The sequence below is a fragment of the Streptomyces sp. NPDC005866 genome (assembly GCF_040629895.1).
Taxonomy (GTDB): Bacteria; Actinomycetota; Actinomycetes; order Streptomycetales; family Streptomycetaceae; genus Streptomyces.
Genome location: NZ_JBEXWP010000005.1, coordinates 301,233 through 324,968 on the forward strand (window position 1 = coordinate 301,233; position 23,736 = coordinate 324,968).

Consider the following 23,736-nt stretch of genomic DNA (forward strand, 5'->3'; position numbering starts at 1 on the left):
CGCGATCAGCCACCGACGACCGGCACCCGGCAACGGCACGCGGTTCCCGCTCCCGTCAGCCGCGTATCAACGTCAGTGCCTGATCAAGCGCCTGCAGAAACCCGTTCACCGTCACCCGATCCCGCACAGCGATCCGCACCCACTCCTCATCCAGCCCGGGAAACGTGTCCCCCCGCCGCACCGCATACCCCAGCACGCGCAGATGCCGGCGCACGGCGGCGGCCCCCGGCATCCGTACCAGCACGAACGGCCCCTCCGCGGGCCCCACCACCCGCACCCCCTCCGGCGCGAACTCCTCAAGCCCCGCCACCAGATGGGCCCGGTCGGCCGCTCCCCGGTGCGCCGCGTGCGCCGCCTCCGCCAGCGCGCGCGGCGCCACACACGCCTCGGCCGCCACCAGCGCCGGCGCCGACACCGGCCACAACGACTGAGCCCGCGCCAACTCGGCGATGATCTCCGGTGCGGCCAGCACATAGCCGACCCGCAGCCCGGCCAGCCCCCACGTCTTCGTCAGACTGCGCAGCACCACCAGCCCCGGCACATCGGTCCGCCCGGCCAGCGCCTTCCGCTCACCCGGCACCGCGTCCATGAACGCCTCGTCGACCACCAGCGTCCGCCCGTGCCGGGCGAGCCCGGCGATGGCATCGGCGGGATGCAGCACCGACGTCGGGTTGGTGGGATTGCCGATCACCACCAGGTCGGCGTCCGCCGGAACGGCCGCCGGATCGAGCCGGAACCCGTCCGACTCCGCCAGCAGCACCCGGTCGACGGTGTGCCCGGCGTCCCGCAGCGCCGCCTCCGGCTCGGTGAACTGCGGGTGCACCACCACCGGCCGGCGCACCTTCAGCGCACGCGCCAGCAGCACGAACGCCTCCGCCGCGCCCGCCGTCAGCAGCACCTGCTCCACCGGCAGCCCGTGCCGCGCCGCGACCGCCGCCCGCGCCGCCCGCCCGTCGGGATAGGCCGCGAGACCGCCCAGCGACCCGGCGATCCGCTCCCGCAGCCAGGCCGGGGGAGTGCCGGCCCGCACATTGACCGCGAGGTCGACCAGCGCGGAACCGTCGTCACGGACCTCGGCGTCGCCGTGGTGCCGCAGATCGTGGCGGCCTCCGGAGTCCCCGGAACCGTCGTCAGTGCGCATGCGCGTGTCCGCCGTGATGGTGGGGGTGACCATGGTGGTGGCCGTCGTCGTCGGGGTGGAAGTGGGGCTGCTGCGGCAGCCCCACCTTGTCCTCGAAACCGGGCAGCGCGATCCGGTACACACACGAGTCGCAGTTCATCCGCACCTCGTCCGCGGCCGCCTCCCGGTACCGCTCCATCACCAGGTCGAGCAGCTCCGGCTCGGGCCCGATGACGTCCGCCGAGCCCACCCCGACCTCGGGGTGCGCGGCCGCCCAGCCCTCGGTCTGCTGCCGTACCCGTTCCGGCAGGATCCCGGTGAACAGGAAGTACGGGAGTACCACGATGCGGCGCGCCCCCAGTTTCAGACACCGGTCCAGTCCGCCCGGCACGTCCGGCGCCGCCAGCGACACGAACGCCGTCTCCACACCGGCGTATCCGCGCCCCTCCCACAGCAGCCGCGCCGCCTTGTGCACCTCGGCGTTGGCGTCGGGGTCCGTCGAACCCCGGCCCACCAGCAGCACGGTCACGTCCGCCCGGTCCATCGGGGCGCGCGCCTCGCCGGCGCCCAGCGCCTCGTCCACGCGCCGCTCCAGGACGGCCAGCAGCGAGGGGTGCGGGCCCAGCGGACGCCCGTACGTGTACGAGATCCCCGGGTGCCGCTCCTTCTCCCGCGCCAGCGCGGCCGGGATGTCGCCCTTGGCGTGCCCGGCGGAGACCAGCATCAGCGGTACGGCGGCGAAGCGCCGTACTCCCCGTTCCACCAGCTCGGTCACCGCCTCGCCCAGCGGGGGCGGGGACAGCTCGATGAAGCCGCCGGCGACGGGCAGTTCGGGGTGGCGGCGCCCCAGCTCCCGTACGAAGTCACGGAACGCCTCGGCTCCGGCGTCGTCCCGGGTGCCATGGCCGGCGATGAGCAGGGCGGGCGGGGTGGTCACAGGGTCTCCTCGGAAGTGGGGTGGTACAGCAGGGCGTTGAGCGCGGCGGCGGCGACCGCCGAGCCGCCCTTCTCGGACACGTTGCTCACGGCGGGCAGCCCGCTCGCGCGCAACGCGGCCTTGGACTCGGCCGCGCCGACGAAACCGACGGGCAGACCGATGACGAGCGCGGGGGAGGCGTCCAGCGTCAGCAACTCCTCCAGGGCGGTCGGTGCACAGCCGATCACCCACAGGGCGCCGGGCCCTACCTCCTCGTGGGCGAGCCGGACGGCGTGCGCCGAACGGGTCAGCCCAGCACCGGACTTGGCGTCCTTCAGCCGGCACACGGTCTGCCGGCGGGTGATCCCGGCGGCGACCATCTCCACGTCCACGACGACCGGCGCCCCGGCGTGCAGCGCCGCATGCGCCCTCACCAGATCGCCCTCGTCGGTCACCAGGTCGGCCGCGTACTCCAGGTCGGCGGCGGAGTGGACGACCCGCTCCACGACGGCACGGGTCAGCGGCGGGAAGTGCGAGGTGCCGAGGCGGGCGCGCAGCCGCCGGAACGACTCCTGCTCGATGGGGTGGACGACCCGGTTCACCTGTCCTCCTCCGGAGCGCTCTCCTGCCAGCGGTAACCGCGCGGGGTGACCATACGCCCGGCGATGTTCCGGGTCGCCGTGTTGCCCACGGTCACGACGGTCATCATGTCGACCCACGCCGGGTCCAGCGAGCCCAGGGTGGTCACACGGCTCGACTCGTCGGGGCGCGAGGCGTTGCGTACGACACCGACCGGCGTCGTCGGCTCACGGTGCTCGGCGAGGATCGTGAGCGCCTTCGGCAGCTGCCAGTCACGGCCCCGGGAGCGCGGGTTGTAGAAGGTCACCACGATGTCCGCGGCGGCGGCGGCCCGCACCCGGCGCTCGATGACCTCCCACGGTGTGTGCAGGTCGGACAGGCTGATCGAGACATGGTCGTGGCCGAGCGGCGCACCCAGGATCGCCCCGGCGGCGAGCGCCGCGGTGACACCCGGAACGCCGATCACATCGATGTCGTCGGAGGCCTCGGCGAGCGCGGGGGAGGCCATCGCGTACACACCGGCGTCCCCGCTGCCGATCAGTGCCACTGCATGCCCGGCCCGCGCCTCGGCCACCGCCGTCCGCGCCCGCTCCTCCTCGGCCCCGAGCCCGGACTCGAGGATGCGAGTACCGGGCCGCAGCAGGTCGCGGATCTGGTCCACGTACTGGTCGAGCCCGACGAGCACGGAGGCGCGCCGGAGTTCGGTCTTGGCCCGCGGTGTGAGCAGATCGCGGGCGCCGGGTCCGAGCCCGACGACCGCGAGCCGGCCGCGCGCGGCACGTCGTACGACGGCACAGGTCGCCATGGCGGCCCGCGCACTCGACTTACGCTTGGGGACGAGGAGTTCGCCCCCGCGCACAAGAGCGGCGGCTTCCGCGACGGACGGGGTGCCGACGGCGGCCAGGGGCGCGTCGGACGGGTTGGGCACCTCCACACCGGCCAGCTTCTCAGCGGAGTACGTCACCAGCGGGACCCCGAGCCGTGCGGCCGCCTCGACGATGCCGGGCTCCTCGGCCTTGGCGTCGACGGTGGCCAGTTCGGCGATGCTACGAGGAGAGAGTCCCGCGTCCCGCATGGCCCCCTCGACGAGCGTGAGCACCTCGTCGACGGGAGCACCCTTGGAGGCGCCGACACCGACGACGAGGGACGGCGGGCGCAACAGCACTTCGTGCTCGGCGGGTTCGACCGCGCGGTCGGTCAGCCGGACCGCGTACACCCCCTCCTCGGTGAGCGGCAGTGGCGGCAGTGGCCACGTCAACTCGGCCAGCAGGGCGACCGGTTCACCGTCCAGCAGCGCCCTCGACACGGCCGCCACCGAGCCCTCGACGGGGAAGCCGAGGGTGTCGAGGCCGGGCAGTCCGACGGAGTCCGTCGCGGTGGTCACCACCGGCTGCGCGGCCAGCACCTCGCCCACCTCCCGGGCGAGTTCGTTCGCGCCGCCCGCGTGCCCGCCGACCAGGGACACGGCGAACCGCCCACCCTCGTCGACGCACACCACCCCCGGGTCGGCCGACTTCTCGCCCAGCAGCGGGGCGATCAGCCGTACCACCGCACCCGTGGCCAGGAAACACACCAGTTGCCCGCACTCCGCGAACGCGGACCGCACGGCGTCCCCGACCGGACCGTCGTACACCCGCGTGCGGTCCGGCCACGCCGCGGCCAGCCGGTCGCGCGCCGCCGCCCCCGCCGCGGTGGCGGAAATGAGGCCGATCACAGAGCAACTCCTTCTTCGGAAACGGGGATTCTGGTCCCCCACAGCAGGAACACCGGATTGGCCGCCGCCAGCCGGGTCACGTCCCCCGGCAGCGGCGCGAGACGCGACGACTGCAACAGCACCCCGTCGCAGGAGAACCCGGCACCGGTCAGCGCCTCGCGCGCCGCCGGTACCCGGTCCAGGGCGGCCAGCGCGATCACCACCGTCCGCCGGGCACGCAGCGCGCAGGCGCTGACGACGGCGGGCAGTTCACGGCCCCCGCCGCCGATGAACACGGCGTCGGGATCGGGCAGTTGGGCCAGGGCATCCGGCGCCGTACCGTTCACCACGTCCACGTACACGCCGTGCGCCCGCGCGTTGGCGGCGATCCGCTCGACCCCGTCCGCCGTCTTCTCCACGGCGACGACGGCCGCCCCGAGGCGCGCACACTCCACCGCCACGGACCCGGAACCCGCGCCGACGTCCCAGACCAGGTCGCCGAGGTGCGGCCCGAGCCGGGCCAGCGCCAGCGCCCGTACCTCGAACTTGGTGATCATCGAGTCGCGGTGCGTGAACTCCCGCTCGTCCAGCGCCCATCGGGTAGGCCCGGCAGGCGCCCCGGCGACGGTACGCACCGCACCGAGGGCCCGAGCCTCGTCCAGACACAGCACCACACTGACGTCCGCTCCCCAGTCCCGGCCGGCGGCCTCGGCGGGCGTGACCCACTCCACGCGCTCCCGATCCGGATCACCGAGCGCGCTCGCCACGACGAGCCGCCGGTCCACCGGCAGGGCAGCCCCCAGCTCGGCCGGGCCCGCCCCCGGCCCCGTCAGCACCGCCACCTTCGGACGCGCCCGGCACACCTGGACCGCCGTACGCGGCTCCCGCCCGTGCGCGCTCACCACCACCGCGTCGTCCCACGGCAACCCGATCCGCGCGAACGCGGCGGCGACGGACGACACCCCGGCCCGCACCTCCAGCCGCTCCGACCCGAACCGCTCGGCCAGCGCCCGCACGATCCCGAAGAACCCGGGGTCGCCCGAGGCCAGCACGACCACGGACCGGTCCTTGCCGACGTACTCCTCGATGGCGTCGAGCGCGGGTGCCAGCGGCCCGAGGACGATCCGTTCGGCGGTCTCCGGCAGCCGTACGGCGTCCAGGTGCCGCCGCCCGCCGACCACCAGCTCGGCCCCGGCCAGCGCCTCCGGCGGCAGCGGCGCCCCCGTCCCCGTACCGAAGACCGTGATCACGTACTCGCCCCCCGCTCACGCAGGGCCCGCCGGGCCTCCGGGTCGGCCTTGCGGAAGCCATGGAAGTGGCCGGGGTGATAGAGGTGCGAGCGGGTGCCGTGGGCGTCCAGGGCGGGACCGACCAGGAAGAGGGTGTGCTTCCAGAGCTTGTGCTCCTTGACCGTCTCCTCCAGCGTGCCGATCGTGCACTTGACGACCAGCTCCTCCGGCCAGGTCGCCTGGTAGGCGACGACGACCGGCGTGGACGTCGGATAGCCGCCCTCCAGCAGCTCCCGCACCAACTGCCCGCTGCGCGCGGCGGACAGGAAGATCGCCATGGTGGTGCCATGCCGGGCGAACTCCCGTACCTCCTCACCCGGCGGCATCGGCGTCTTGCCGCCGCCCAGCCGGGTGAGCACGACGGACTGGGCGACCTCGGGAATGGTCAGCTCGCGCTGGGCGAGCGCGGCGACGGCCGAGAAGGAGGACACGCCCGGCACGATCTCGACCTCGACGCCGATCCCGGCACACCGGTCGACCTGCTCCTGCGTACCGCCCCACAGGGCCGGATCGCCGGAGTGGATACGGGCGACCCGCAGCCCCTCCGCCCGCGCCCGCTCGTACACGGCGACGACGTCCTCCAGGGACATCGTGGCCGAGTCGAGGATCTCCGCGTCCTCGCGCGCGTGCTGGAGGACCTCCGCCTGGACCAGGCTCGCGGCCCAGATCACGACATCGGCCTCGGCGATCGCGCGCGCGGCCCGGAACGTCAGCAGGTCGGCGGCGCCGGGGCCGGCACCGACGAAGGTCACCTTGCCGGTGGGGGCAGCGGCATCGGCCATGGGATATCGGTCCTCTCTGGACAAAGGGTGTTACGGGTGCTGCTGGATGTGCGCTGGGCCGGGTCGATCGGATAGCAAGGGCACATGGCGGTCTTCGTCGCGCTCTGCGCGTTCCTGATGACGCTGGCCGGCGGCTGGACGGCGCAGCGCGTGACCGACCGTCGCCATCTGGTTCTTGGCCTGGCCGGCGGCCTGATGCTCGGGGTGGTCGGCCTCGACCTGCTGCCGGAGGCGCTGCACGCGGCCGGCCGGGAGATCTTCGGCGTACCGGCCGCCCTGCTGCTGTTCGTGGCCGGCTTCCTGCTGGCCCATCTGGTGGAACGCACACTGGCCCTGCGCCAGGCCGCGCACGGCGGCGACGAGCACCGCTGCATTGCTCCGCCTACGGGGCGCCTCAGCCCGTGTCGAACGGCCGACCGTGCTCAGCCCTCCGGGCCTTCGCGCGCTCCCACGCTCGAAGGCGCTCGCGCGGAGGGGCCCCCGTGCCCGCTCGACACCGGCGCGCCCCTGCGGCTCCACGAGCACCGGGCGCCCGAGGTGGGACTGACGACGGCCGGCGCGATGGTCGGCCACAGCGCGATGGACGGCGTGGCGATCGGCGCGGCCTTCCAGGTGGGCGGCGGCATGGGTGCGGCGGTCGCGCTGGCCGTGATCGCGCACGACTTCGCGGACGGCTTCAACACGTTCACCATCACGAGCCTGTACGGCAACGCGCGCCGCCGGGCGACAGGGATGCTGGTCGCCGACGCCTGCGCGCCCGTCCTCGGCGCCCTGTCCACTGCCTTCTTCACCATTCCGGAGACCGTGCTCGGCGGCTATCTCGGCCTCTTCGGCGGCGTCCTGCTCTACCTGGCCGCCGCCGAGATCCTCCCCGAGGCCCACCACGAACACCCGGCCCGCTCGACCCTGCTGTGCACTGTGGCCGGCGCGGCCTTCATCTGGCTGGTGGTGGGCATCTCGGGTTGACGCCATCACAGCTTCCCGCCTCTGCCACCGTCCCGGCGCGGGGGCGCGATGAGCGTGGAGAGGTACGGCAGCGGGGCGCCGTCGAGTTCGGCGGCGGGCCGGATGGACTCCTCGTCCAGGCCCAGTGCCGACCCCCACACGGCGTCCTCGACCCGCCCGGTCTCCCGCAGCGCCTCGGCGACGGCACCGGCCTGGCGCCCGAACTTGTACGCCACGACCGTCCCCGGCCCGCTCAGCGCGTCCTTCAGCACCTCGGCACCCGCCGTCACCGGAACCAGGGTCAGCGGCTCGGTCCCCTCGGTGAGCACGGCCCCGGAGCGGGCGGCGAGGTCCTGCATGGCGGTGATACCAGGCACGGTCTCCACGACCACGTCCGGCAGCAGCCCGGCGATGGTCTGCGCGAGATAGGTGAACGTCGAATAGACGTTTGGATCCCCGATGGTGGCAAATGCGACCACCCCATGCCCACGCAGCAACTCCGCGACCTTGGTGCCCGCCGCGTCCCAGGCGGCCGCCCGCCGCCCCCGGTCACTGCGCTCGTTCAGCGCGAACACGACCCGGACGACCTTCTCCGTGCCGACGTAGTGCAGCACGGTCGCCTCGGCCCGCCCCCGCTCCCCGGTGTCCATCACCGGCACCACGACGACATCGGCCGCGCGCAGAGCGTTGACCCCCTTGACGGTCACCAGCTCGGGATCACCGGGCCCCACCCCGACTCCGATCAACCTGCTGCTGCTCATGACGTCCGGCACCTCTCCACGAACATTCGGGCCACACCGGGCTCGGACGCCCAGTGCGTGTGCAGATAACTCGCGTGCACACCCCGCTGTACAAAACCCTCGACACGCGGCCGGGCGGCACGCACACCCCACGCGGGCGCCGCGCCGGCCCCCGGCTCGACCGCGGTCCGGTGAAACTCATGCCCCCGCATCCGCGTCCCGGTGACGGCCAGCACACTGTCGCTCACGGCGACGGCGTCCCGGTAGCCGAGAGTCAGCCGCTCGGTCATCCGCGCACGGACATCCAGCACGCCGCACATCGCAAGCCCGTCCAGCTCCCGGCACAGGTAGAGCAGCCCGGCACACTCGGCGGCGACCGGAGCACTGCTCTCTGCGAGGGCGGTGACGGCTTTCCGCAGAGGCTCGTTGGCGGACAGCTCGGAGGCGTAGACCTCGGGGAAACCTCCGCCGATGACCAACCCACGTGTCCCGTCGGGCAGTTGTTCGTCCCGCAGCGGGTCGAAGGGCACGACTTCGGCCCCGGCGGCAACGAGCAGTTCGGTGTGCTCGGCGTAGCAGAAGGTGAAGGCGGCCCCGGAGGCGATCGCAACGACAGGCCTGCCACTCAGCCCGTCTGGGGGTACCCCCTCTGGGGGAGTTTGAGGACGCGGCCCTTCAGGCCGAAGCGGGGGTCCGGGGGCGGCAGCCCCCGGAGGCGGGGTCGAAGGGGCAGAGCCCCTGGAGGACGGGACGGGCAGGGGCGGCGGGGGCGAGGAAACCAAGGCCGCACCCGCATCCCAAGCCGCATCCTCCACCGGCCCCGCACTCCCCGCCAACCCCAGCAGCCCCTCCAGATCACACCCCCGCTCCACCTGCGCCGCCATCGCCGCCACCGCGTCCACCGCCTCGGCCCGCCGCTCGGCGACCGGCACCAACCCCAGATGCCGAGACGGCGTATCCACCTGAGCCACCCGGCGCAGCGCCCCGAACACCGGCACCCCGGAAGCCTCCAGCGCCTCCCGCAGCAGTTCCTCGTGCCGGTCCGACGCCACCTTGTTCAGGATCACGCCCCCGACCCGCACCCCCGGATCCCAGGACGCGAACCCGTGCACCAGCGCCGCCACCGACCGCGACTGCGACGACGCGTCCACGACCAGCACCACCGGCGCCCGCAGCAGCTTCGCGACATGGGCGGTGGACGCCAGTTCACCTTCCCCGGCGGCCCCGTCGTACAGCCCCATCACGCCCTCGACCACGGCAATGTCGCAGCCCCGCGCACCGTGCGCGAACAGCGGCCCGATCAGCTCCGGCCCGCACAGATACGCGTCGAGGTTCCGTCCCACCCGCCCGGTCGCGAGCGCGTGGTAGCCGGGGTCGATGTAGTCCGGCCCGACCTTGTGCGAGGACACGGCGAGCCCCCGCGCGGCGAACGCGCCCATCAGCCCCGTGGCGACGGTGGTCTTGCCGCTGCCGGACGACGGCGCGGCGACGACCAGCCGAGGGACGGAAGAAGTCACCACTCGATGCCCCTCTGCCCCTTCTGCCCCACGTCCATCGGATGCTTGACCTTGGACATGTCGGTGACGAGGTCGGCGAAGTCCACCAGCTTCCCGGGCGCGTTCCGCCCGGTGATCACAACATGCTGGGTCCCGGGCCGGTTCCGCAGCACCTCGACGACCTCGTCGGTGTCCACCCACCCCCAGTGCATGGGGTACGCGAACTCGTCGAGCACGTACAGCCGGTACGTCTCGGCCGCCAGGTCCCGCTTGACCTGCTCCCAGCCCTCCCGGGCCTTCTCCTCATTGTCCATCTGGGCATCCCGCTGCACCCAGGACCAGCCCTCGCCCATCTTGTGCCAGGCGACGGTCCCGCCCTCCCCGGAGTCCCCGAGGACGCGCAGCGCCCGCTCCTCGCCGACCTTCCACTTCGCCGACTTGACGAACTGGAACACCCCGACGGGCCACCCCTGGTTCCAGGCGCGCAGCGCGAGCCCGAACGCGGCGGTGGACTTGCCCTTGCCGACCCCGGTGTGCACGACGACAAGAGGCCGGTTACGGCGCTGACGAGTCGTCAGTCCGTCGTCCGGCACGACACTCGGCTGCCCCTGCGGCATTACGCGGCCCTCCTCTGCACGTCCTTCACCAGCCCGGCGATCGAGTCCGCCCGCAACTCGTCGAGCGTCACCCCCGTACCGCCCAGCTCACCGGCGAGCTGCCCGGCGAGCCCCAGCCGCACCGGCCCCGACTCGCAGTCCACGACCACCGAGGCGATCCCGTCGGCCGCGAACAGCCGGGCCGCCCGCCCGGCGAGGGCGACCGGTTCCGGCCCACCGGTCGCGCGCCCGTCCGTCACCAGGACCACCAGCGCCCGCCGCGCCGGATCCCGCAACCGCTCCACCCGCAGCACGTCATGCGCCTTGAGCAGCCCGGCGGCGAGGGGCGTACGACCCCCGGTCGGCAGCGACTCAAGGCGGGCCGCGGCCGCGTCCACGGACGACGTCGGCGGCAGCGCCACATCGGCCGCCGCCCCCCGGAACGTCACCAGTCCCACCTTGTCCCGCCGCTGGTACGCATCGAGCAGCAGCGACAGCACGGCCCCCTTCACGGCGCTCATCCGCTGCCGGGCCGCCATCGACCCGGACGCGTCGACCACGAACAGCACGAGGTTCCCCTCGCGGCCCTCCCGGGTCGCCTGCCGCAGATCGTCCCGGCGGACGACCAGCCCCGGCCCGGACCGCCCGCGTGCCCGCTGGTGCGGGGCGGCGGCCTGCACGGTCGCCGCCAGGTGCAGCTTGGTCAGGGCACCCCGCGGCCGCCGCGCGCCCGTCGTACGCCCGTGCTCGGTCCGCGCACGGGAGCGCCGCCCGGCCGCGCCCGCACCGATCCCCGGCACGGTCAGCACCTTGGTGCGGAAGGGCTCGGCGGCCCGCGTCGGGGGCTGCTCGCCCGAGCCGCCACCGGAGGCCTGCGGTTCGCCGCCCTTCCCGGCCTCGGGCCGCGCACCCGTGTCGCCGCCCTGGGGGCCGTCGTCGTCGGGTGCCGGCCGGCCGCCGCCCCCGCCGGGGCCGTCCGGATAGGGATCGTCGTCGCCGGACTCGCCGGACTCCCCGGAGAACTCCTCCAGCGTCTGGTCCAGCTTGTCCTCGTCGAGTCCCGGCGCGTCAAAGGGGTTGCGGCGCCTGCGGTGCGGCAGCGCGAGCAGCGCAGCCTGCCGGACGTCCTCCGCGAGCACGTCCGTCCGCCCGGCCCACGCGGCCAGCGCGGTCGCCGTCCGCGCCATCACGATGTCGGCGCGCATCCCGTCGACCTCGAAGGCCGCACAGGTCGCCGCGATCTGCCGCAGCGCCCCGTCGCCCAGCCGCACCGACCGCAGCAACGCCCGCGCCGCCACGATCCGTTGCCGTACGGCGGCCTCCTCGTCGGCCCAGCGCGCCGCGAAACCCGCCGGATCGTCGTCGTAGGCGAGCCGCCGGCGTACGACCTCCACCCGCTGGTCGGGCTCGCGCGAGGCGGCCACCTCCACCGTCAGACCGAACCGGTCCAGCAACTGCGGCCGCAGCTCGCCCTCTTCGGGGTTCATGGTGCCGACCAGCAGGAACTTCGCCGCGTGCCGTACGGAGACACCCTCGCGCTCCACGTACGAGGCGCCCATCGCGGCCGCGTCCAGCAGCAGATCGACCAGGTGGTCGTGGAGGAGATTGACCTCGTCGACGTAGAGGATGCCCCGGTGCGCATCGGCCAGCAGGCCCGGCTCGAAGGCCTTCACGCCCTCCGCCAGGGCCCGTTCTATGTCGAGGGCGCCGACCAGCCGGTCCTCGGAGGCGCCCACCGGCAGTTCGACCATGCGCGCCGGGCGGGACTCGAAGGCACCCGGCTCGTGCGGCCCGTCCGGGCAGGCCGGGTCCGGGGCGGCCGGGTCGCAGGAGAAACGGCAGCCGGCGACGACGTCCACGGCCGGCAGCAGCACCGACAGGGCACGCACGGCGGTGCTCTTCGCGGTGCCCTTCTCGCCGCGCACCAGCACTCCGCCGACCGCCGGTGACACGGCGTTCAGCAGCAGCGCCAGCCGCAGGTCGTCCTGACCTACGACGGCGCTGAAAGGGAACGGGGTGCTCACGCTGCGATCACTCCTTCGGGTGAGCCATGGGAGATCGGTAGGGGCGCAGAATGCGGGGGTGTCAAGGTCAAGGTCTGCTCCCTGCGGTCGCGGGGGTGTTCCGACGTAGTCCGCTCTGCGGTTCTCGTCCATGCAGTGCTCCCCGCCGGCGCGGGGTTCCTGGAGGTGCTCACGCGTCTCCCTCCAGGTCTCCCTCAAGTTCGAGGTAGGTCGCCCGGAGCCGGTCCAAGGTCTCTTGGTCCGGCTCCGCCCAAAGGCCGCGGTCCGCCGCTTCCAGCAGGCGCTCGGAAATGCCCCTCAGCGCCCACGGGTTGGACCTTCGCATGAACTCCTGGTTCTCCGGCGAGAACACATACTCGGACGCGAGCTTCTCGTACATCCAGTCGTCCACGACCCTGGCCGTGGCGTCGTACCCGAAGAGGTAGTCGACGGTCGCCGCCATCTCGAAGGCGCCCTTGTACCCGTGCCGGCGCATGGCCGCCATCCAGCGCGGATTGACCACCCGGGCCCGGAAGACGCGGTGGGTCTCCTCGCCGAGGGTACGGGTCCGCACCTGGTCGGGCGTCGCCGAATCACCCACGTACGCCTCGGGGTTGGCGCCGGTCAGATGGCGCACCATCGCGACCATGCCGCCGTGGTACTGAAAGTAGTCGTCGGCGTCGACGAGATCGTGCTCGCGGGTGTCCACGTTCTTCGCGGCGACGGCGATCCGCTTGAACGCGGTCTCCATGTCCCCCCGTGCAGCCCGCCCGTCGAGCCCGCGCCCGTAGGCGTAACCGCCCCAGACCGCGTACACCTCGGCGAGGTCCGCGTCGGAGCGCCAGTTGCGCGCGTCGATCAGCGGCAGCAGGCCCGCGCCGTACGCGCCGGGCTTGGAGCCGAAGATACGGGCGGTGGCGCGCCGCCGGTCACCGTGCTCGGCGGTGTCCTCGTCGGCGTGCGCCTTCACGTAGTTCCGCGTGGCGGGTTCGTCCAGCTCGGCGACCTCGCGCACGGCGTCGTCGAGCAGCCCGACCACGTGCGGGAACGCGTCCCGGAAGAACCCGGAGATGCGGACCGTGACGTCGATGCGCGGCCGGCCCAGTTCGTCGAGGGGAACCACCTCGAAGCCGGTCACGCGCCGCGACGCCTCGTCCCACACCGGACGGCAGCCCAGCAGCGCCAGGATCTCGGCGATGTCGTCGCCCTGGGTGCGCATCGCGGAGGTGCCCCATACCGTCAGCCCGACGGACTTCGGGTACTCGCCGGTGTCCTGGAGGTACCGCTGCACGAGCGAGTCCGCGAGCGACTGGCCGACCTCCCAACTCAGCCGGGACGGAATGGTCTTGGGGTCGACCGAGTAGAAGTTCCGGCCGGTCGGGAGCACGTTGACCAGCCCGCGCGTCGGCGAACCGGAGGGACCAGCGGGAACGTAACCGCCGTCAAGTGCCTTGACGATGTGGCCGATCTCGTCCGTGGTGCGCGCCAGCCGGGGTACGACCTCGTCGCAGGCGAACTCCAGCACCGCGACGGCGTCCGGGATTTCGGTGCCGAGAACCTCCCGTACCAGCGGGCGGCTCTCGGTGACGGTCCAGTCCCGCTGCTCCATGCCCTCCGCGACCCGTCGGCACAGCTGCTCCAGCAGGTCGATCGCGTCGGCGGCCGTACGCGCCGGACCCTCCACGAGATCCGTCAGCTCCACCGGCACCTTCACCGGCGCGCCGGGCTCGGCCAGCAACTCCTTCTCGCTGAGCCCGAAATGGGCCGCCAAGGAGGCCCGGAGCCCCGGCAGCGCGTTGGCCTGCCCGCCCCACACCTGCGAGGCACGCAGCACGGCCAGCACCAGGTTCACGCGCGGCTCGCCGACCGGCCCGCCGCCGAGAATGTGCAGGCCGTCGCGGATCTGCACGTCCTTGATCTCGCACAGATAGCCGTCGATGTGCATGACGAACTCGTCGAAGTCGGCGTCGTCCGGCTGGTCGTCCACATGCAGGTCGTGATGCAGCTCGGCCGCCTTGACCAGGGTCCAGATCTGCGCCCGCACGGCCGGCGCCTTGGCCGGGTCCAGGTCGGAGACCAGCGCGTACTCGTCGAGCAGCTGCTCCAGCTTGGCCAGGTCGCCGTAGGTGTCGGCACGGGCCATCGGCGGGACCAGATGGTCGACCACGGTGGCGTGACCGCGCCGCTTGGCCTGGGTGCCCTCGCCCGGGTCGTTGACGATGAAGGGGTAGATCAGCGGCAGGTCACCGAGGACCGCGTCCGGCGCACAACCGGCGCTCAGCCCGAGTCCCTTGCCGGGCAGCCACTCCATCGTGCCGTGCTTGCCCATGTGCACGACCGCGTCCGCGCCGAAGCCCCCCTCCGATGTTGCAGCCTCCAACCACCGGTAGGCGGCCATGTAGTGGTGCGACGGCGGCATGTCCGGGTCGTGGTAGATCGCGATCGGGTTCTCGCCGAAGCCGCGCGGCGGCTGGATCATCACGACGACGTTCCCGAACCGGAGGGAGGCGAGGACGATGTCCTCCCCGTCGACGTAGAGGGAGCCCGGCGGCTCGCCCCACGCCTCCGTCATCGCGTCCCTGAGCTCCGGGTCGAGCTTCCCGAACCACGCCCGGTAGTCCGCGAGCGGCACCCGCGCGGGCGCGGCGGCCAGCTGCTCCTCGGTCAGCCACTCGACGTCGTGCCCACCGGCCGCGATGAGTCGATGGATCAACTCGTCGCCGCCGGCCGGGTATTCGCTGACGCCGTAATCGGCCTCCTTGAGCGCGTCCAGCACCCGCACCGCCGACGCGGGGGTGTCCAGACCGACCGCGTTGCCGACCCGCGAGTGCTTGGTCGGGTACGCGGTGAACACCAGCGCGACGCGCTTCTCCGCATTCGGCTTGTGCTTCAACTGCGCGTGCCGTACGGCGATTCCGGCGACGCGTCCGGCCCGCTCGGGGTCGGCGACGTACACCGGTACGTCGTCCGGGCCCTGCTCCTTGAAGGAGAACGGCACGGTGACCAGACGGCCGTCGAACTCCGGGATCGCGACCTGCATCGCCGCGTCCATGGGGGAGAGGGCGGCATCGGACTCGTCCCAGGCCTGCCGGGAGGAGGTCAGGCAGAGGCCTTGCAGCACGGGGACGTTAAGATCGGCGAGCGCCCCGACGTCCCAGGCCTCCTCGTCACCGCCGGCCGAGGCCTGCGAGGCGTGGGTGCCGCCGGCGGCCAGGACGGTGGCGACCAGCGTGTCAGCCCCGGCGAGGATCTCGTACAGCCCGGCGTCCGCCCCGCGCAGCGAACCGCAGTACACCGGAAGGGCGTTGGCGCCGCGCGCCTCGATCGCGTCGCACAGGGTGTCCACGAAGGCGGTGTTGCCGCTCAGTTCGTGGGCCCGGTAGAAGAGCACCCCGACCGTGGGGCGGCCTTCCTGGATCTCGTACGAGCCGTGCACCCCGAACTCGGGCATCTTCTGCGGCTCGGTGAACCCCTCGCCGGTCAGCAGCACGGTGTCGGACAGGAACCGGGACAGCTCCAGCAGGTTCGCGGGGCCGCCCTCGACGAGGTAGCGCAGCGCCTCCGCGACCACACCCGCCGGCACCGACGACTCGGCCATCAACTCGGCGTCCGGCACGGCCTCGCCGCCAAGGAGCACGGTCGGCACACCGGACGCCTTGAGCGCGGCGAGCCCGTCCTCCCAGGCACGCTTGCCGCCGAGCAGCCGTACGACGGCGATGTCCGCGCCCTCGATCAGCGCGGGCAGCTCCTCGGCGACGTCGACGCGCGTCGGATTGCCGATCCGGTAGTCCGCACCGGAGGCGGCCCGGGCCGCCAGCAGATCGGTGTCCGCGGTCGACAACAACAACACAGTGCTCATGCGGGCGCTCCCGGTGGGATGAAAGGCAGTCCTTGCGGCGCGCCCGACTCGATGAGCCGCCAGAGCGCGTCGGTGTCCGCGTGCTGTTCGATGAGGTCGCCGAGCCGGTCCAGCTGCTCCTCGCGCAGCGCGGCGAACGAGGTGCCGGGGGCCGGCACGAAGCGGCGGCCCGAGGCGGCCGCGACCTCGCGCAGGAAGGCCCGGCGGAAACCGTCCGACTCCAGGGAGCCGTGCCAGTGGGTGCCCCAGGTCTGCCCGACCCGGCAGCCATCCAGGAAGGGCTCTCCTCCGGTCACTTCGGCGACCCCGTGATGGATCTCGTACCCCTCGACCCGCTCGCCGAGGGCCTCCCCGACGGGCCGGGTGAGGGTCTTCTCCCGGGCGAACCGCACCCGTACCGGCAGCACTCCGAGCCCCGCCACGTGCCCGCGCCGGCTCTCGACCTCGTCCTCGATGTGCTGCCCGAGGACCTGGAAGCCACCGCAGATGCCGAGCACGGGCCGATGTTCGGCGGCCCTGCGCCGCAGCGCGTCCGCGAGTCCCCGCTCCCGCAGCCACTCCAGGGCCCGGACCGTCCCCCGGGTCCCCGGGACCACGACGAGATCGGCGTCGGCGAGCTCCTCCGGCCGGTCCACGAACCGCACCACGACACCCGGTTCGGCGGCCAGCGCGTCCACGTCCGTGAAGTTGGACATCAGGGGGATCGCGCAGACGGCGACCCTCAGCACGTCCTCGCCGACCGGCGGGGCTACGTTCGACTCGCGGACGGTGCCGCGCACGCGGAGCCCGTCCTCCTCGTCGATCCCGAGGCCGTGCCGGAACGGCAGGACGCCGTACGTCCGCCGCCCGGTGAGCCCGTGGAGCATGTCGAGGCCGGGCTCCAGCAGGGAGACATCCCCCCGGAACTTGTTGACGAGGAACCCGGCGACGAGGGCCTGGTCCTCCGGCGAGAGCAGGGCGACGGTGCCGAAGAAGGAGGCGAACACACCCCCGCGGTCGATGTCACCGACGATGAGCACGGGCATCCGCGCGTTGCGCGCGATCCCCATGTTCACGATGTCGGTCCGGCGCAGATTGATCTCCGCCGGACTGCCCGCCCCCTCACAGATCACCGCGTCATACTTGCCCCGCAACTCGGCGAGACAGTCGAGCACGGTCCCGAGCAGCCTCTGCTGCCGCCCGCCGTGGTACCCGCGCGCACTCAGCTCGCCGACCGGCTTCCCGAGCAGCACGACCTGACTGCTCTGCTCGCCACCCGGCTTGAGCAGCACGGGGTTCATGAGCGCGGTCGGCTCGATCCGGCAGGCCTGCGCCTGCATGGCCTGTGCCCGCCCGATCTCGGCGCCCTCGCGTGTGACGAACGAGTTGAGGGACATGTTCTGGGCCTTGAACGGCGCCACCTTGACCCCCTGCCGCGCCAGCCACCGACAAATGCCGGCGGTGACGACACTCTTCCCGGCGTCGGAGGTGGTGCCGGCCACGAGGAGACCTCCGCCGTTCATGACGCCCTTCCCGAGAACGACGCCCGCAGCAGGGACCCGGCCGCGCCGACCACCAACGCCAGCCAGCCCACCCGCCGTGACAACCGCACGGCACGATCGATGTCCGAGACCTCCACCGCACGCCCCTCCCCGTTCAGCACAGGCCGATGCTCGACCCGCCCGCCGTACGACAGAGACCCGCCGAGCCGTACCCCCAACGCCCCCGCGAACGACGCCTCCACCGGCCCGGCATTGGGACTCGGATGCTTCGCCGCATCAGCACGCCAGGCCCGTACGGCCCCCCGGCCGTCACCCCCGGCCACGGCGGCCAGCACGGCGGTGAGCCGGGCCCCCGGCCAGCCCGCCACGTCGTCCAGCCGCGCCGAAGCCCACCCGTACCGCCGGTACCGGGCCGACTTGTGGCCCACCATGGCGTCCAGGGTGTTGACGGCCCGGAACCCGAGCAGCCCCGGCACCCCGCCCACGGCCCCCCACACCAGCGCACCCACGACCGCGTCACTCGTGTTCTCGGCGACGGACTCGACGACGGCCCGGGCGATCCCGTCGGCGTCCAAGGACTGCGGATCCCGCCCGCACAGATGCGGCAACCGGGCGCGGGCCGCCTCGACATCGCCGGCCTCCAGGGCGCGCCCGATGGCGCCGGCCTCGCGGGCGAGTGAAGTGCCCCCGACGACGGCCCAGGTGGCGATCGCGGTGAGCGCGACAGAAGCGGCGGTGGACGGTCGTACGAGCCGCTGGGCCAGGGCACCCACAGTCATGGCGCCGCCGGCGCACACCGCGGTGTGCAGGGCACCCCACCCGCGGTGGTCCCGCCACAGCACCTGTTCGACGGCCCCGGCCGCCCGCCCGAACGCGGCGACCGGATGCCCCCGGCGCGGATCGCCGAGCAGCAGATCGCCGAGAAGGCCGGCGGCGGCGCCGTACGCGAAGACGCGACCGGCACCCATCGGCTCAGCCGGCCGCGGGGTCGGGGACGGGCCGGGTACTCAACCTCGATCGGCAGCCGCGCATGGCGATATGTCCTCACTCAGGGTGTCCACGCCCTGGTTCGACGAGAACGGCGGTGAGAGTTCCTGGCTCCCGGGGATCGCTACCCCGGTGACAGTGGCGGGACCGCGCCGGATTCACACCGGCTTCCTCTCTTGCCGCCGTACTTGGCTCCGGAAGTCCACCACGCCCCCGGAAGACCCGTCAACTTGCCGTTGACCTGCGAGGGGAGTGTGTGGGAAGGCCCACACCGGGGGTCCGGTGGGGCCTGTTGGGCGTGCCGCCTTCGCTGATCAGGCCTTCGCCACGATCAGATGGATGCCGTACGCCACGGCGGCCGCGCAGGCCGCGAAGCAGAGGTAGGCGGCGGTCACGGCCAGGGCCGCGGAGTTGCCCTGGGCCGTGGCGCGTTCGCGGGCGGAGAGGCCCTTGATGCCGAGGGTGAAGAGGGCCACCATGCCCACGGTGACCATGAGGCTGACGCCGAAGACGGAGCCGATGGCTGCCCAGTCGATGTTCATGTCGGTTCTTCCTCGGGGGTCAGACGGTGGCGGCCGGGTCGGTGGCGGCGGCCGGGGCGGGGGACGGGATCGTGGCGGTGAGGTCGTCGGTGACCGTGCCCGCCGGCGGCGGGGTCACGGCGGCGATCGCCGTGGTCACCACGCCGGCCGGCTCCGCGCCGTCGGTTTCGTTGACGTTGGCGCTGTCCACGACCTCGCGGCGGGACAGCTTCCAGATCGCGGCGCTGGAGGCGACGAGGAAGACGGCGACGACCGCCGTGCCCCAGCCACCGAGGTCCGTCACGGACTCGGCGATCGCGCCGACGACCGCGGCCGCGGGAAGGGTGAGCACCCAGGCGACGACCATGCGGGTCGCGGTGGACCAGCGGACCGTGCCGCCCTTGCGGCCCAGACCCGCGCCCATCACGGAACCGGAGACGACGTGCGTGGTGGAGAGGGAGAAGCCGAGGTGGGAGGAGGCCAGGATGGCGGTGGCCGCGCTGGTCTGGGCGGCGAAGCCCTGCTGCGGCTGAAGGTCGGTCAGGCCCTTGCCCATGGTGCGGATGATGCGCCAGCCGCCGATGTAGGTGCCGAGCGCGATGGCGAGGCCGGCGGAGAGGATGACCCAGGTGGGAGGGTTCGAGCCGGGGGCGATGGAGCCGGCCGCGATCAGCGCGAGGGTGATGATGCCCATCGTCTTCTGCGCGTCGTTGGTGCCGTGCGCGAGCGAGACCAGGCCGGCGGAGGCGATCTGGCCGGCCCGGTAGCCCTTGCGGGTGGCCTCGGCCTCGGCGTTCCTGGAGAGCGTGTAGGAGAGCCGGGTGGAGAGCATCGCCGCGATGCCCGCGACGACGGGGGCGGCGACCGCCGGGAGCAGGACCTTGGTGACCAGGACGTCGCCGTGGACCGCGCCGAGCCCGGCGGAGGCGACGGTGGCGCCGATCAGACCGCCCATGAGGGCGTGCGAGGAACTGGAGGGCAGGCCCACCAGCCAGGTCACCAGGTTCCAGAGGATCGCGCCGACCAGGGCGGCGAAGATGACCTCGGGGCGGATGCCGTTCTCGTCTACGAGACCCTTGGAGATCGTGTTGGCGACCTCCACGGAGAGGAAGGCGCCCACCAGGTTGAGCGCGGCGGACATGGTCACCGCGATCTTGGGCTTGAGCGCGCCGGTCGAGATGGTCGTGGCCATCGCGTTGGCGGTGTCGTGGAAACCGTTCGTGAAATCAAACGCGAGTGCGGTCACCACCACAATCGCGAGGATCAGCGAGAAGCTTTCCATTTACCCAGGCAATCTTGAGAGGTCATCGGCCGTTGGACCCTAGGAAACCTGAATGAACGGAAGATGAACTGGAGTCGTCTCGGTGGTGTCTGGGATCGACTTCGGGGGTATGCAAGGGCGGCGACCAGCGAGGCCGCCATCCCGTTTCCGGTCCGGCGGCCCGGTCGCCCCTTGGCTAGTAGCCCCTGGCGAACGACTTCAGCCGGCTCGCCGACGCGTTGAAGAGATTCTGGTCACCCGGCGGGCTGCCGCTGTTGTCGTACTGCCAGAAGGTCCAGTGCGACCAACCGGCCGGCAGCGCTCCCTCGTCCGCCGAGCCGTGCCGGGCGATCCACAGGGCGTGGCTCGCGGCGAAGGCGCTGCTGCCGCCGGTGCAGAGGTTCCACCAGTGGGTGGTCGTGTAGATCACCGGCCGCCGGCCGGTCTGCCGCTTCAGCTCGTCACTGAAGGACCTGATCCACTTGACCATCGTGGAGTGACTCAGCCCATAGCACCTGTGCTTCTTGTCGCACGGGTTGTACTCGACGTCGAGCGCGGGCGGCAGCGTCCAGCCGTCCGCTGTCCAGGCCCCGCCGTGGCTCACGAAGGACGCGGCCTGCCGGGCGCCCGACGACTTGTTCGGCAGGGCGAAGTGGTACGCCCCGCGCATGATTCCGGCCTTGCGTGAACCGTTGTACTGCTGGCCGAAGTACGGGTTGCGGTAGGTGGTGGACTCGGTGGCCTTGACGTAGACGAACTTGGCGCCTTTCGCCTTGGCGCTCGGCCAGTCGACGTTCTTCTGGTGCGAGGAGACGTCGTGCCCCTTCGACAGGCTCGCCGCGGACGCCGGCGTCCCGGCGAACGCGGCTCCGGCCCCCGCCAGGGCGAGCGCCGCCACGGCCGCCGCGAGAACGCGGGCGCGGTGACGGTTGCGGTGGCGGTACGACGGAGAGCGGTCACGGGCCATGTTTCCCACCGGAATGGCAACGTGCACGAAAAATCGTCCAGAGATTATGGGAAGATCGGCCTATGCCCGACGATCTTCTGCCAAGCCATGAAATGGGAATCCTTGAGGTGATTTGCGCTCTACTGGATTCGGGACGTCCGGCTTAAAGTGCCCCACCGCGCAGGCCGGTTGAGGCGCCGCCTGACAGGATCGGGCCATGGCTGAGCAACGGCGCGACGAGCGTGACGGACGGGGTGCACGCAGCGGCGCACAGGGTGTGTCGGAGCCGGGAAGGCGGGATGTACGCGCGGAGGAGGCGAGCGCCTGGCGGGAACTCGTCGCCACGGCCCGCCGCACGGTGACCGACGGACTGGTCGTCGGCACCTCCGGCAACGTCTCGGTCCGCGTCGCCGACACCGTGCTGGTCACACCGTCGGGCGTGCCGTACGACCGGCTCACCCCCGACGACGTGACGGGCGTCGACCTCACCGGCCGCCAGGTGCTGGGCACCCTGGTCCCGACCAGCGAACTGCCCCTGCATCTCGCCATCTACGGCAGCACGGACGCCGGTGCCGTCGTGCACACCCACGCCGTGCACGCGACGGCCGTCTCCACGCTCGTCCCCGAGCTCCCGGCGATCCACTACATGTCCGCCGCGCTCGGCGGCGCCGTCCGGGTTGCCCCGTATGCGACCTACGGCACCGACGAGTTGGCCGAGAACATACTCCGCGCCTTGACCGACCGCTCCGGCTGCCTCCTCCAGAACCACGGCACGATCACCTACGGCACCACCCTGACCCAGGCCTACGACCGCACGGCCCAGCTTGAGTGGATGTGCCGCCTGTGGCTGACCGCGTCCTCGGTACCCGGCCTGACCCCGAGCCTGCTGTCAGCGGAACAGGTGGCGGAGGTGGGGGAGCGGCTGCGGGGGTACGGGCAGCGGAAGCGCTGAGGCCGACGGGGAACCCGCCCGCACCCTCTCGAAAACTCCTCCCAGCGCCCCAAGTGATCCGATCTCCTCCTCCCCCCACTGGCCGTCGCCGAAGTCCGCCCCGACACTGGACAGGTGCGCCCAGTCAAAGTCACCGCCGCCGCCGTCGGTGCCGTACTCGCCGCCGGCGCGGCCAGCGTGGCCGCGGGGCGGTACGCCAGTGACGCCGCGCTGAAAGCGCCGCCCGGCCGGCCCCTGCCGACCGAGCCCCGGCTCACCGTGCACGGCACCGCGCCCGGCCGCATCGCCCTCACCCGGGACCTCGCCTCACTGCGCCCCGGCACCTACGGTCTGGCCGGCGACGGCTCGCACGCGGTCGTCGGCGCCGTCCTGGAGTCCGCCGCCGACACCGCCGACACCGTCGTACGGCGGCTGGAACGCGTCACCCACGGCACCTTCGAAACCGGCGACAAGGTCTGGCTCACCCCCAACATCCACATCGGCAACCCGGGCACGGCGCTGGGACTGGACCACTCCGACGTCGACATACCCGGCGAACTCGGGTCACTGCCCGCCTGGTTCGTGCCCGGCTACCGGGACACCTGGGTGATCGCGGTGCACGGCCTCGGCACCACCCGTGAGCTCGCCATGAACGTCATGCCGTTACTGCACGGCCGGCGCCTGCCCGTCCTCGCCCTCGCCTACCGCGGCGACCTCGGCGCCCCGCGCCCCCCGGACGGCCTGAACCACCTCGGCCAGAGCGAGTGGCGCGACCTGGACGCGGCGATCCGCTACGCCGTGCGCTACGGCGCCCGCCGTGTCGTGCTCTACGGCTGGTCCACCGGCGCCACCATGGCGCTGCGCGCCGCCGTCCACTCGGCACTGCGCGAGCGCGTTTCCGGGCTCATCCTGGACTCGCCGGTGCTCAGCTGGGAGGCCACCCTGCGCGCGCTCGCCCGGGCCCGGCACACCCCCGAGCCGCTGCTGCCGCTCGCGGTGCGCGCCGCCGAGGGCCGCGCCGGCCTGCACGCCGACCGCGTCGGTGAACCCGTCGACCCGGCGCAGCTCACCGTGCCCACCCTGATCGTCCACGGCCCGGACGACACGGTGGCCCCCTGGACGTACTCCCGCCGGCTCGCCGCCCGGCGCCCCGACCGCATCGCCCTGCACACCGTGCCGGACGCCCCGCACAGCGCGATGTGGAACGCCGACCCCAAGCAGTACGAGGAGCGGCTGCGCCGGTATCTCACACCCCTGATGTGATGTTCGTGATATCGGCAGATGTCCCCCTCTCATGTGCCATAGCATGCTTGAAGTGATGTCGCCCTCATATGCATCCCTTCTCGGGTCCCACCCCGACACAGGTCGGAGGCCCTGATTCCAGCCGACCCCGGAGATTCCGTTTAAGGCCGTACCACTGGCCTGAACATGTCTCCTCGCCTCTTCTCGGGTCCCGTGCGTTGGCCAGCCCCGTCGCCCGCCGTGACATTCCGTTTGGGTTTTCGGACCGGCAACCGGAAGACTGCACCCGTGACGTCCCGTATCCCGCGCGACTCAAGGCTTCGACTCGTCCGAACGCGACCCCTGGCCG

Annotated in this window: 19 protein-coding genes and 1 riboswitch; of the genes, 3 read left to right on the plus strand and 16 right to left on the minus strand. The window is 72.6% G+C overall.

Going from position 1 to position 23,736, the window contains the following annotated elements; translation table 11 throughout:
* Positions 1–55 precede the first annotated feature (55 nt).
* Genes cobC through cobM form a run of 6 tightly spaced genes read right to left on the minus strand, consistent with a single transcriptional unit; the run spans position 56 to position 6,379 of the window.
* Positions 56–1,141, minus strand: a complete 1,086-nt coding sequence (gene cobC / locus ABZ396_RS10355) for an Rv2231c family pyridoxal phosphate-dependent protein CobC (RefSeq protein WP_358914603.1) — start codon at positions 1,139–1,141, stop codon at positions 56–58.
* A complete protein-coding gene (locus tag ABZ396_RS10360) occupies positions 1,131–2,057 on the minus strand; it encodes a sirohydrochlorin chelatase (protein ID WP_358914604.1) in 927 nt (308 codons plus the stop codon). Before ABZ396_RS10360 ends, cobC begins: the two co-directional genes overlap by 11 nt.
* Positions 2,054–2,638: a precorrin-8X methylmutase gene (locus ABZ396_RS10365; RefSeq protein ID WP_358914606.1), complete on the minus strand. Its 585-nt coding sequence runs from the start codon at positions 2,636–2,638 to the stop codon at positions 2,054–2,056. The genes ABZ396_RS10360 and ABZ396_RS10365 overlap by 4 nt, the downstream gene beginning before the upstream one ends.
* Complete coding sequence (gene cobJ, locus ABZ396_RS10370; RefSeq protein WP_358914608.1) at positions 2,635–4,329, minus strand: precorrin-3B C(17)-methyltransferase; 1,695 nt, start codon at positions 4,327–4,329, stop codon at positions 2,635–2,637. Before cobJ ends, ABZ396_RS10365 begins: the two co-directional genes overlap by 4 nt.
* The gene (gene cbiE, locus ABZ396_RS10375; RefSeq protein ID WP_358914610.1) at positions 4,326–5,558 is read right to left on the minus strand and encodes a precorrin-6y C5,15-methyltransferase (decarboxylating) subunit CbiE; all 1,233 of its coding nucleotides are present in this window, start codon (positions 5,556–5,558) and stop codon (positions 4,326–4,328) included. Before cbiE ends, cobJ begins: the two co-directional genes overlap by 4 nt.
* Positions 5,555–6,379, minus strand: a complete 825-nt coding sequence (cobM, locus tag ABZ396_RS10380) for a precorrin-4 C(11)-methyltransferase (RefSeq protein WP_358914612.1) — start codon at positions 6,377–6,379, stop codon at positions 5,555–5,557. The genes cbiE and cobM overlap by 4 nt, the downstream gene beginning before the upstream one ends.
* An 84-nt stretch (positions 6,380–6,463) precedes the next feature.
* Between cobM and ABZ396_RS10385 the strand changes: the two genes are divergently transcribed.
* The gene (locus ABZ396_RS10385) at positions 6,464–7,345 is read left to right on the plus strand and encodes a ZIP family metal transporter (RefSeq protein ID WP_358914613.1); all 882 of its coding nucleotides are present in this window, start codon (positions 6,464–6,466) and stop codon (positions 7,343–7,345) included.
* 5 nt (positions 7,346–7,350) lie between these two features.
* On the opposite strand, the gene cobI is transcribed toward ABZ396_RS10385, so the two are convergent.
* The 10 genes from cobI to ABZ396_RS10435 form a co-directional block, all read right to left on the minus strand.
* Positions 7,351–8,097: a precorrin-2 C(20)-methyltransferase gene (cobI, locus tag ABZ396_RS10390; RefSeq protein ID WP_358914615.1), complete on the minus strand. Its 747-nt coding sequence runs from the start codon at positions 8,095–8,097 to the stop codon at positions 7,351–7,353.
* Positions 8,082–9,584, minus strand: a complete 1,503-nt coding sequence (locus ABZ396_RS10395) for a cobyrinate a,c-diamide synthase (protein WP_358914617.1) — start codon at positions 9,582–9,584, stop codon at positions 8,082–8,084. Before ABZ396_RS10395 ends, cobI begins: the two co-directional genes overlap by 16 nt.
* Entirely contained in the window at positions 9,578–10,177 is a 600-nt protein-coding gene (gene cobO / locus ABZ396_RS10400; RefSeq protein WP_358914619.1) for a cob(I)yrinic acid a,c-diamide adenosyltransferase, read from the minus strand. Before cobO ends, ABZ396_RS10395 begins: the two co-directional genes overlap by 7 nt.
* Entirely contained in the window at positions 10,177–12,180 is a 2,004-nt protein-coding gene (locus tag ABZ396_RS10405) for a putative cobaltochelatase (protein ID WP_358914620.1), read from the minus strand. Before ABZ396_RS10405 ends, cobO begins: the two co-directional genes overlap by 1 nt.
* 169 nt (positions 12,181–12,349) lie before the next feature.
* Positions 12,350–16,018, minus strand: a complete 3,669-nt coding sequence (cobN, locus tag ABZ396_RS10410) for a cobaltochelatase subunit CobN (protein WP_358914621.1) — start codon at positions 16,016–16,018, stop codon at positions 12,350–12,352.
* Entirely contained in the window at positions 16,015–17,520 is a 1,506-nt protein-coding gene (locus tag ABZ396_RS10415) for a cobyric acid synthase (protein WP_358914623.1), read from the minus strand. Before ABZ396_RS10415 ends, cobN begins: the two co-directional genes overlap by 4 nt.
* Positions 17,517–18,467 (minus strand): cobalamin biosynthesis protein, encoded by a 951-nt coding sequence (locus tag ABZ396_RS10420; RefSeq protein ID WP_358914625.1) that lies wholly within the window; start codon positions 18,465–18,467, stop codon positions 17,517–17,519. Before ABZ396_RS10420 ends, ABZ396_RS10415 begins: the two co-directional genes overlap by 4 nt.
* Positions 18,468–18,566: 99 nt before the next feature.
* Positions 18,567–18,709: riboswitch (cobalamin riboswitch) on the minus strand.
* Between the two features lie 91 nt (positions 18,710–18,800).
* On the minus strand, positions 18,801–19,028 hold the full coding sequence (locus tag ABZ396_RS10425) for a hypothetical protein (RefSeq protein WP_358914627.1): 228 nt from the start codon (positions 19,026–19,028) through the stop codon (positions 18,801–18,803).
* A 19-nt stretch (positions 19,029–19,047) separates the two neighbouring features.
* On the minus strand, positions 19,048–20,289 hold the full coding sequence (locus tag ABZ396_RS10430; protein WP_358914628.1) for an inorganic phosphate transporter: 1,242 nt from the start codon (positions 20,287–20,289) through the stop codon (positions 19,048–19,050).
* A 175-nt stretch (positions 20,290–20,464) separates the two neighbouring features.
* Complete coding sequence (locus tag ABZ396_RS10435; protein WP_358914630.1) at positions 20,465–21,235, minus strand: lysozyme; 771 nt, start codon at positions 21,233–21,235, stop codon at positions 20,465–20,467.
* Between the two features lie 196 nt (positions 21,236–21,431).
* Between ABZ396_RS10435 and ABZ396_RS10440 the strand changes: the two genes are divergently transcribed.
* Entirely contained in the window at positions 21,432–22,166 is a 735-nt protein-coding gene (locus tag ABZ396_RS10440; RefSeq protein ID WP_358914631.1) for a class II aldolase/adducin family protein, read from the plus strand.
* 114 nt (positions 22,167–22,280) lie between these two features.
* Complete coding sequence (locus ABZ396_RS10445; RefSeq protein WP_358914633.1) at positions 22,281–23,408, plus strand: alpha/beta fold hydrolase; 1,128 nt, start codon at positions 22,281–22,283, stop codon at positions 23,406–23,408.
* The last annotated feature ends 328 nt before the right edge of the window (positions 23,409–23,736 follow it).

What these genes read in the sequence shown, in the direction of transcription:
- ABZ396_RS10420 (WP_358914625.1), bottom strand. Translation starts at nt 18,467, where the DNA reads ATGGGTGCCGGTCGCGTCTTCGCGTACGGCGCCGCCGCCGGCCTTCTC.
- cobN (WP_358914621.1), bottom strand. Translation starts at nt 16,018, where the DNA reads ATGAGCACTGTGTTGTTGTTGTCGACCGCGGACACCGATCTGCTGGCG.
- ABZ396_RS10435 (WP_358914630.1), bottom strand. Translation starts at nt 21,235, where the DNA reads ATGGCCCGTGACCGCTCTCCGTCGTACCGCCACCGCAACCGTCACCGC.
- ABZ396_RS10430 (WP_358914628.1), bottom strand. Translation starts at nt 20,289, where the DNA reads ATGGAAAGCTTCTCGCTGATCCTCGCGATTGTGGTGGTGACCGCACTC.
- ABZ396_RS10425 (WP_358914627.1), bottom strand. Translation starts at nt 19,028, where the DNA reads ATGAACATCGACTGGGCAGCCATCGGCTCCGTCTTCGGCGTCAGCCTC.
- ABZ396_RS10440 (WP_358914631.1), top strand. Translation starts at nt 21,432, where the DNA reads ATGGCTGAGCAACGGCGCGACGAGCGTGACGGACGGGGTGCACGCAGC.
- ABZ396_RS10385 (WP_358914613.1), top strand. Translation starts at nt 6,464, where the DNA reads ATGGCGGTCTTCGTCGCGCTCTGCGCGTTCCTGATGACGCTGGCCGGC.
- cobC (WP_358914603.1), bottom strand. Translation starts at nt 1,141, where the DNA reads ATGCGCACTGACGACGGTTCCGGGGACTCCGGAGGCCGCCACGATCTG.
- cobM (WP_358914612.1), bottom strand. Translation starts at nt 6,379, where the DNA reads ATGGCCGATGCCGCTGCCCCCACCGGCAAGGTGACCTTCGTCGGTGCC.
- cobO (WP_358914619.1), bottom strand. Translation starts at nt 10,177, where the DNA reads ATGCCGCAGGGGCAGCCGAGTGTCGTGCCGGACGACGGACTGACGACT.
- ABZ396_RS10415 (WP_358914623.1), bottom strand. Translation starts at nt 17,520, where the DNA reads ATGAACGGCGGAGGTCTCCTCGTGGCCGGCACCACCTCCGACGCCGGG.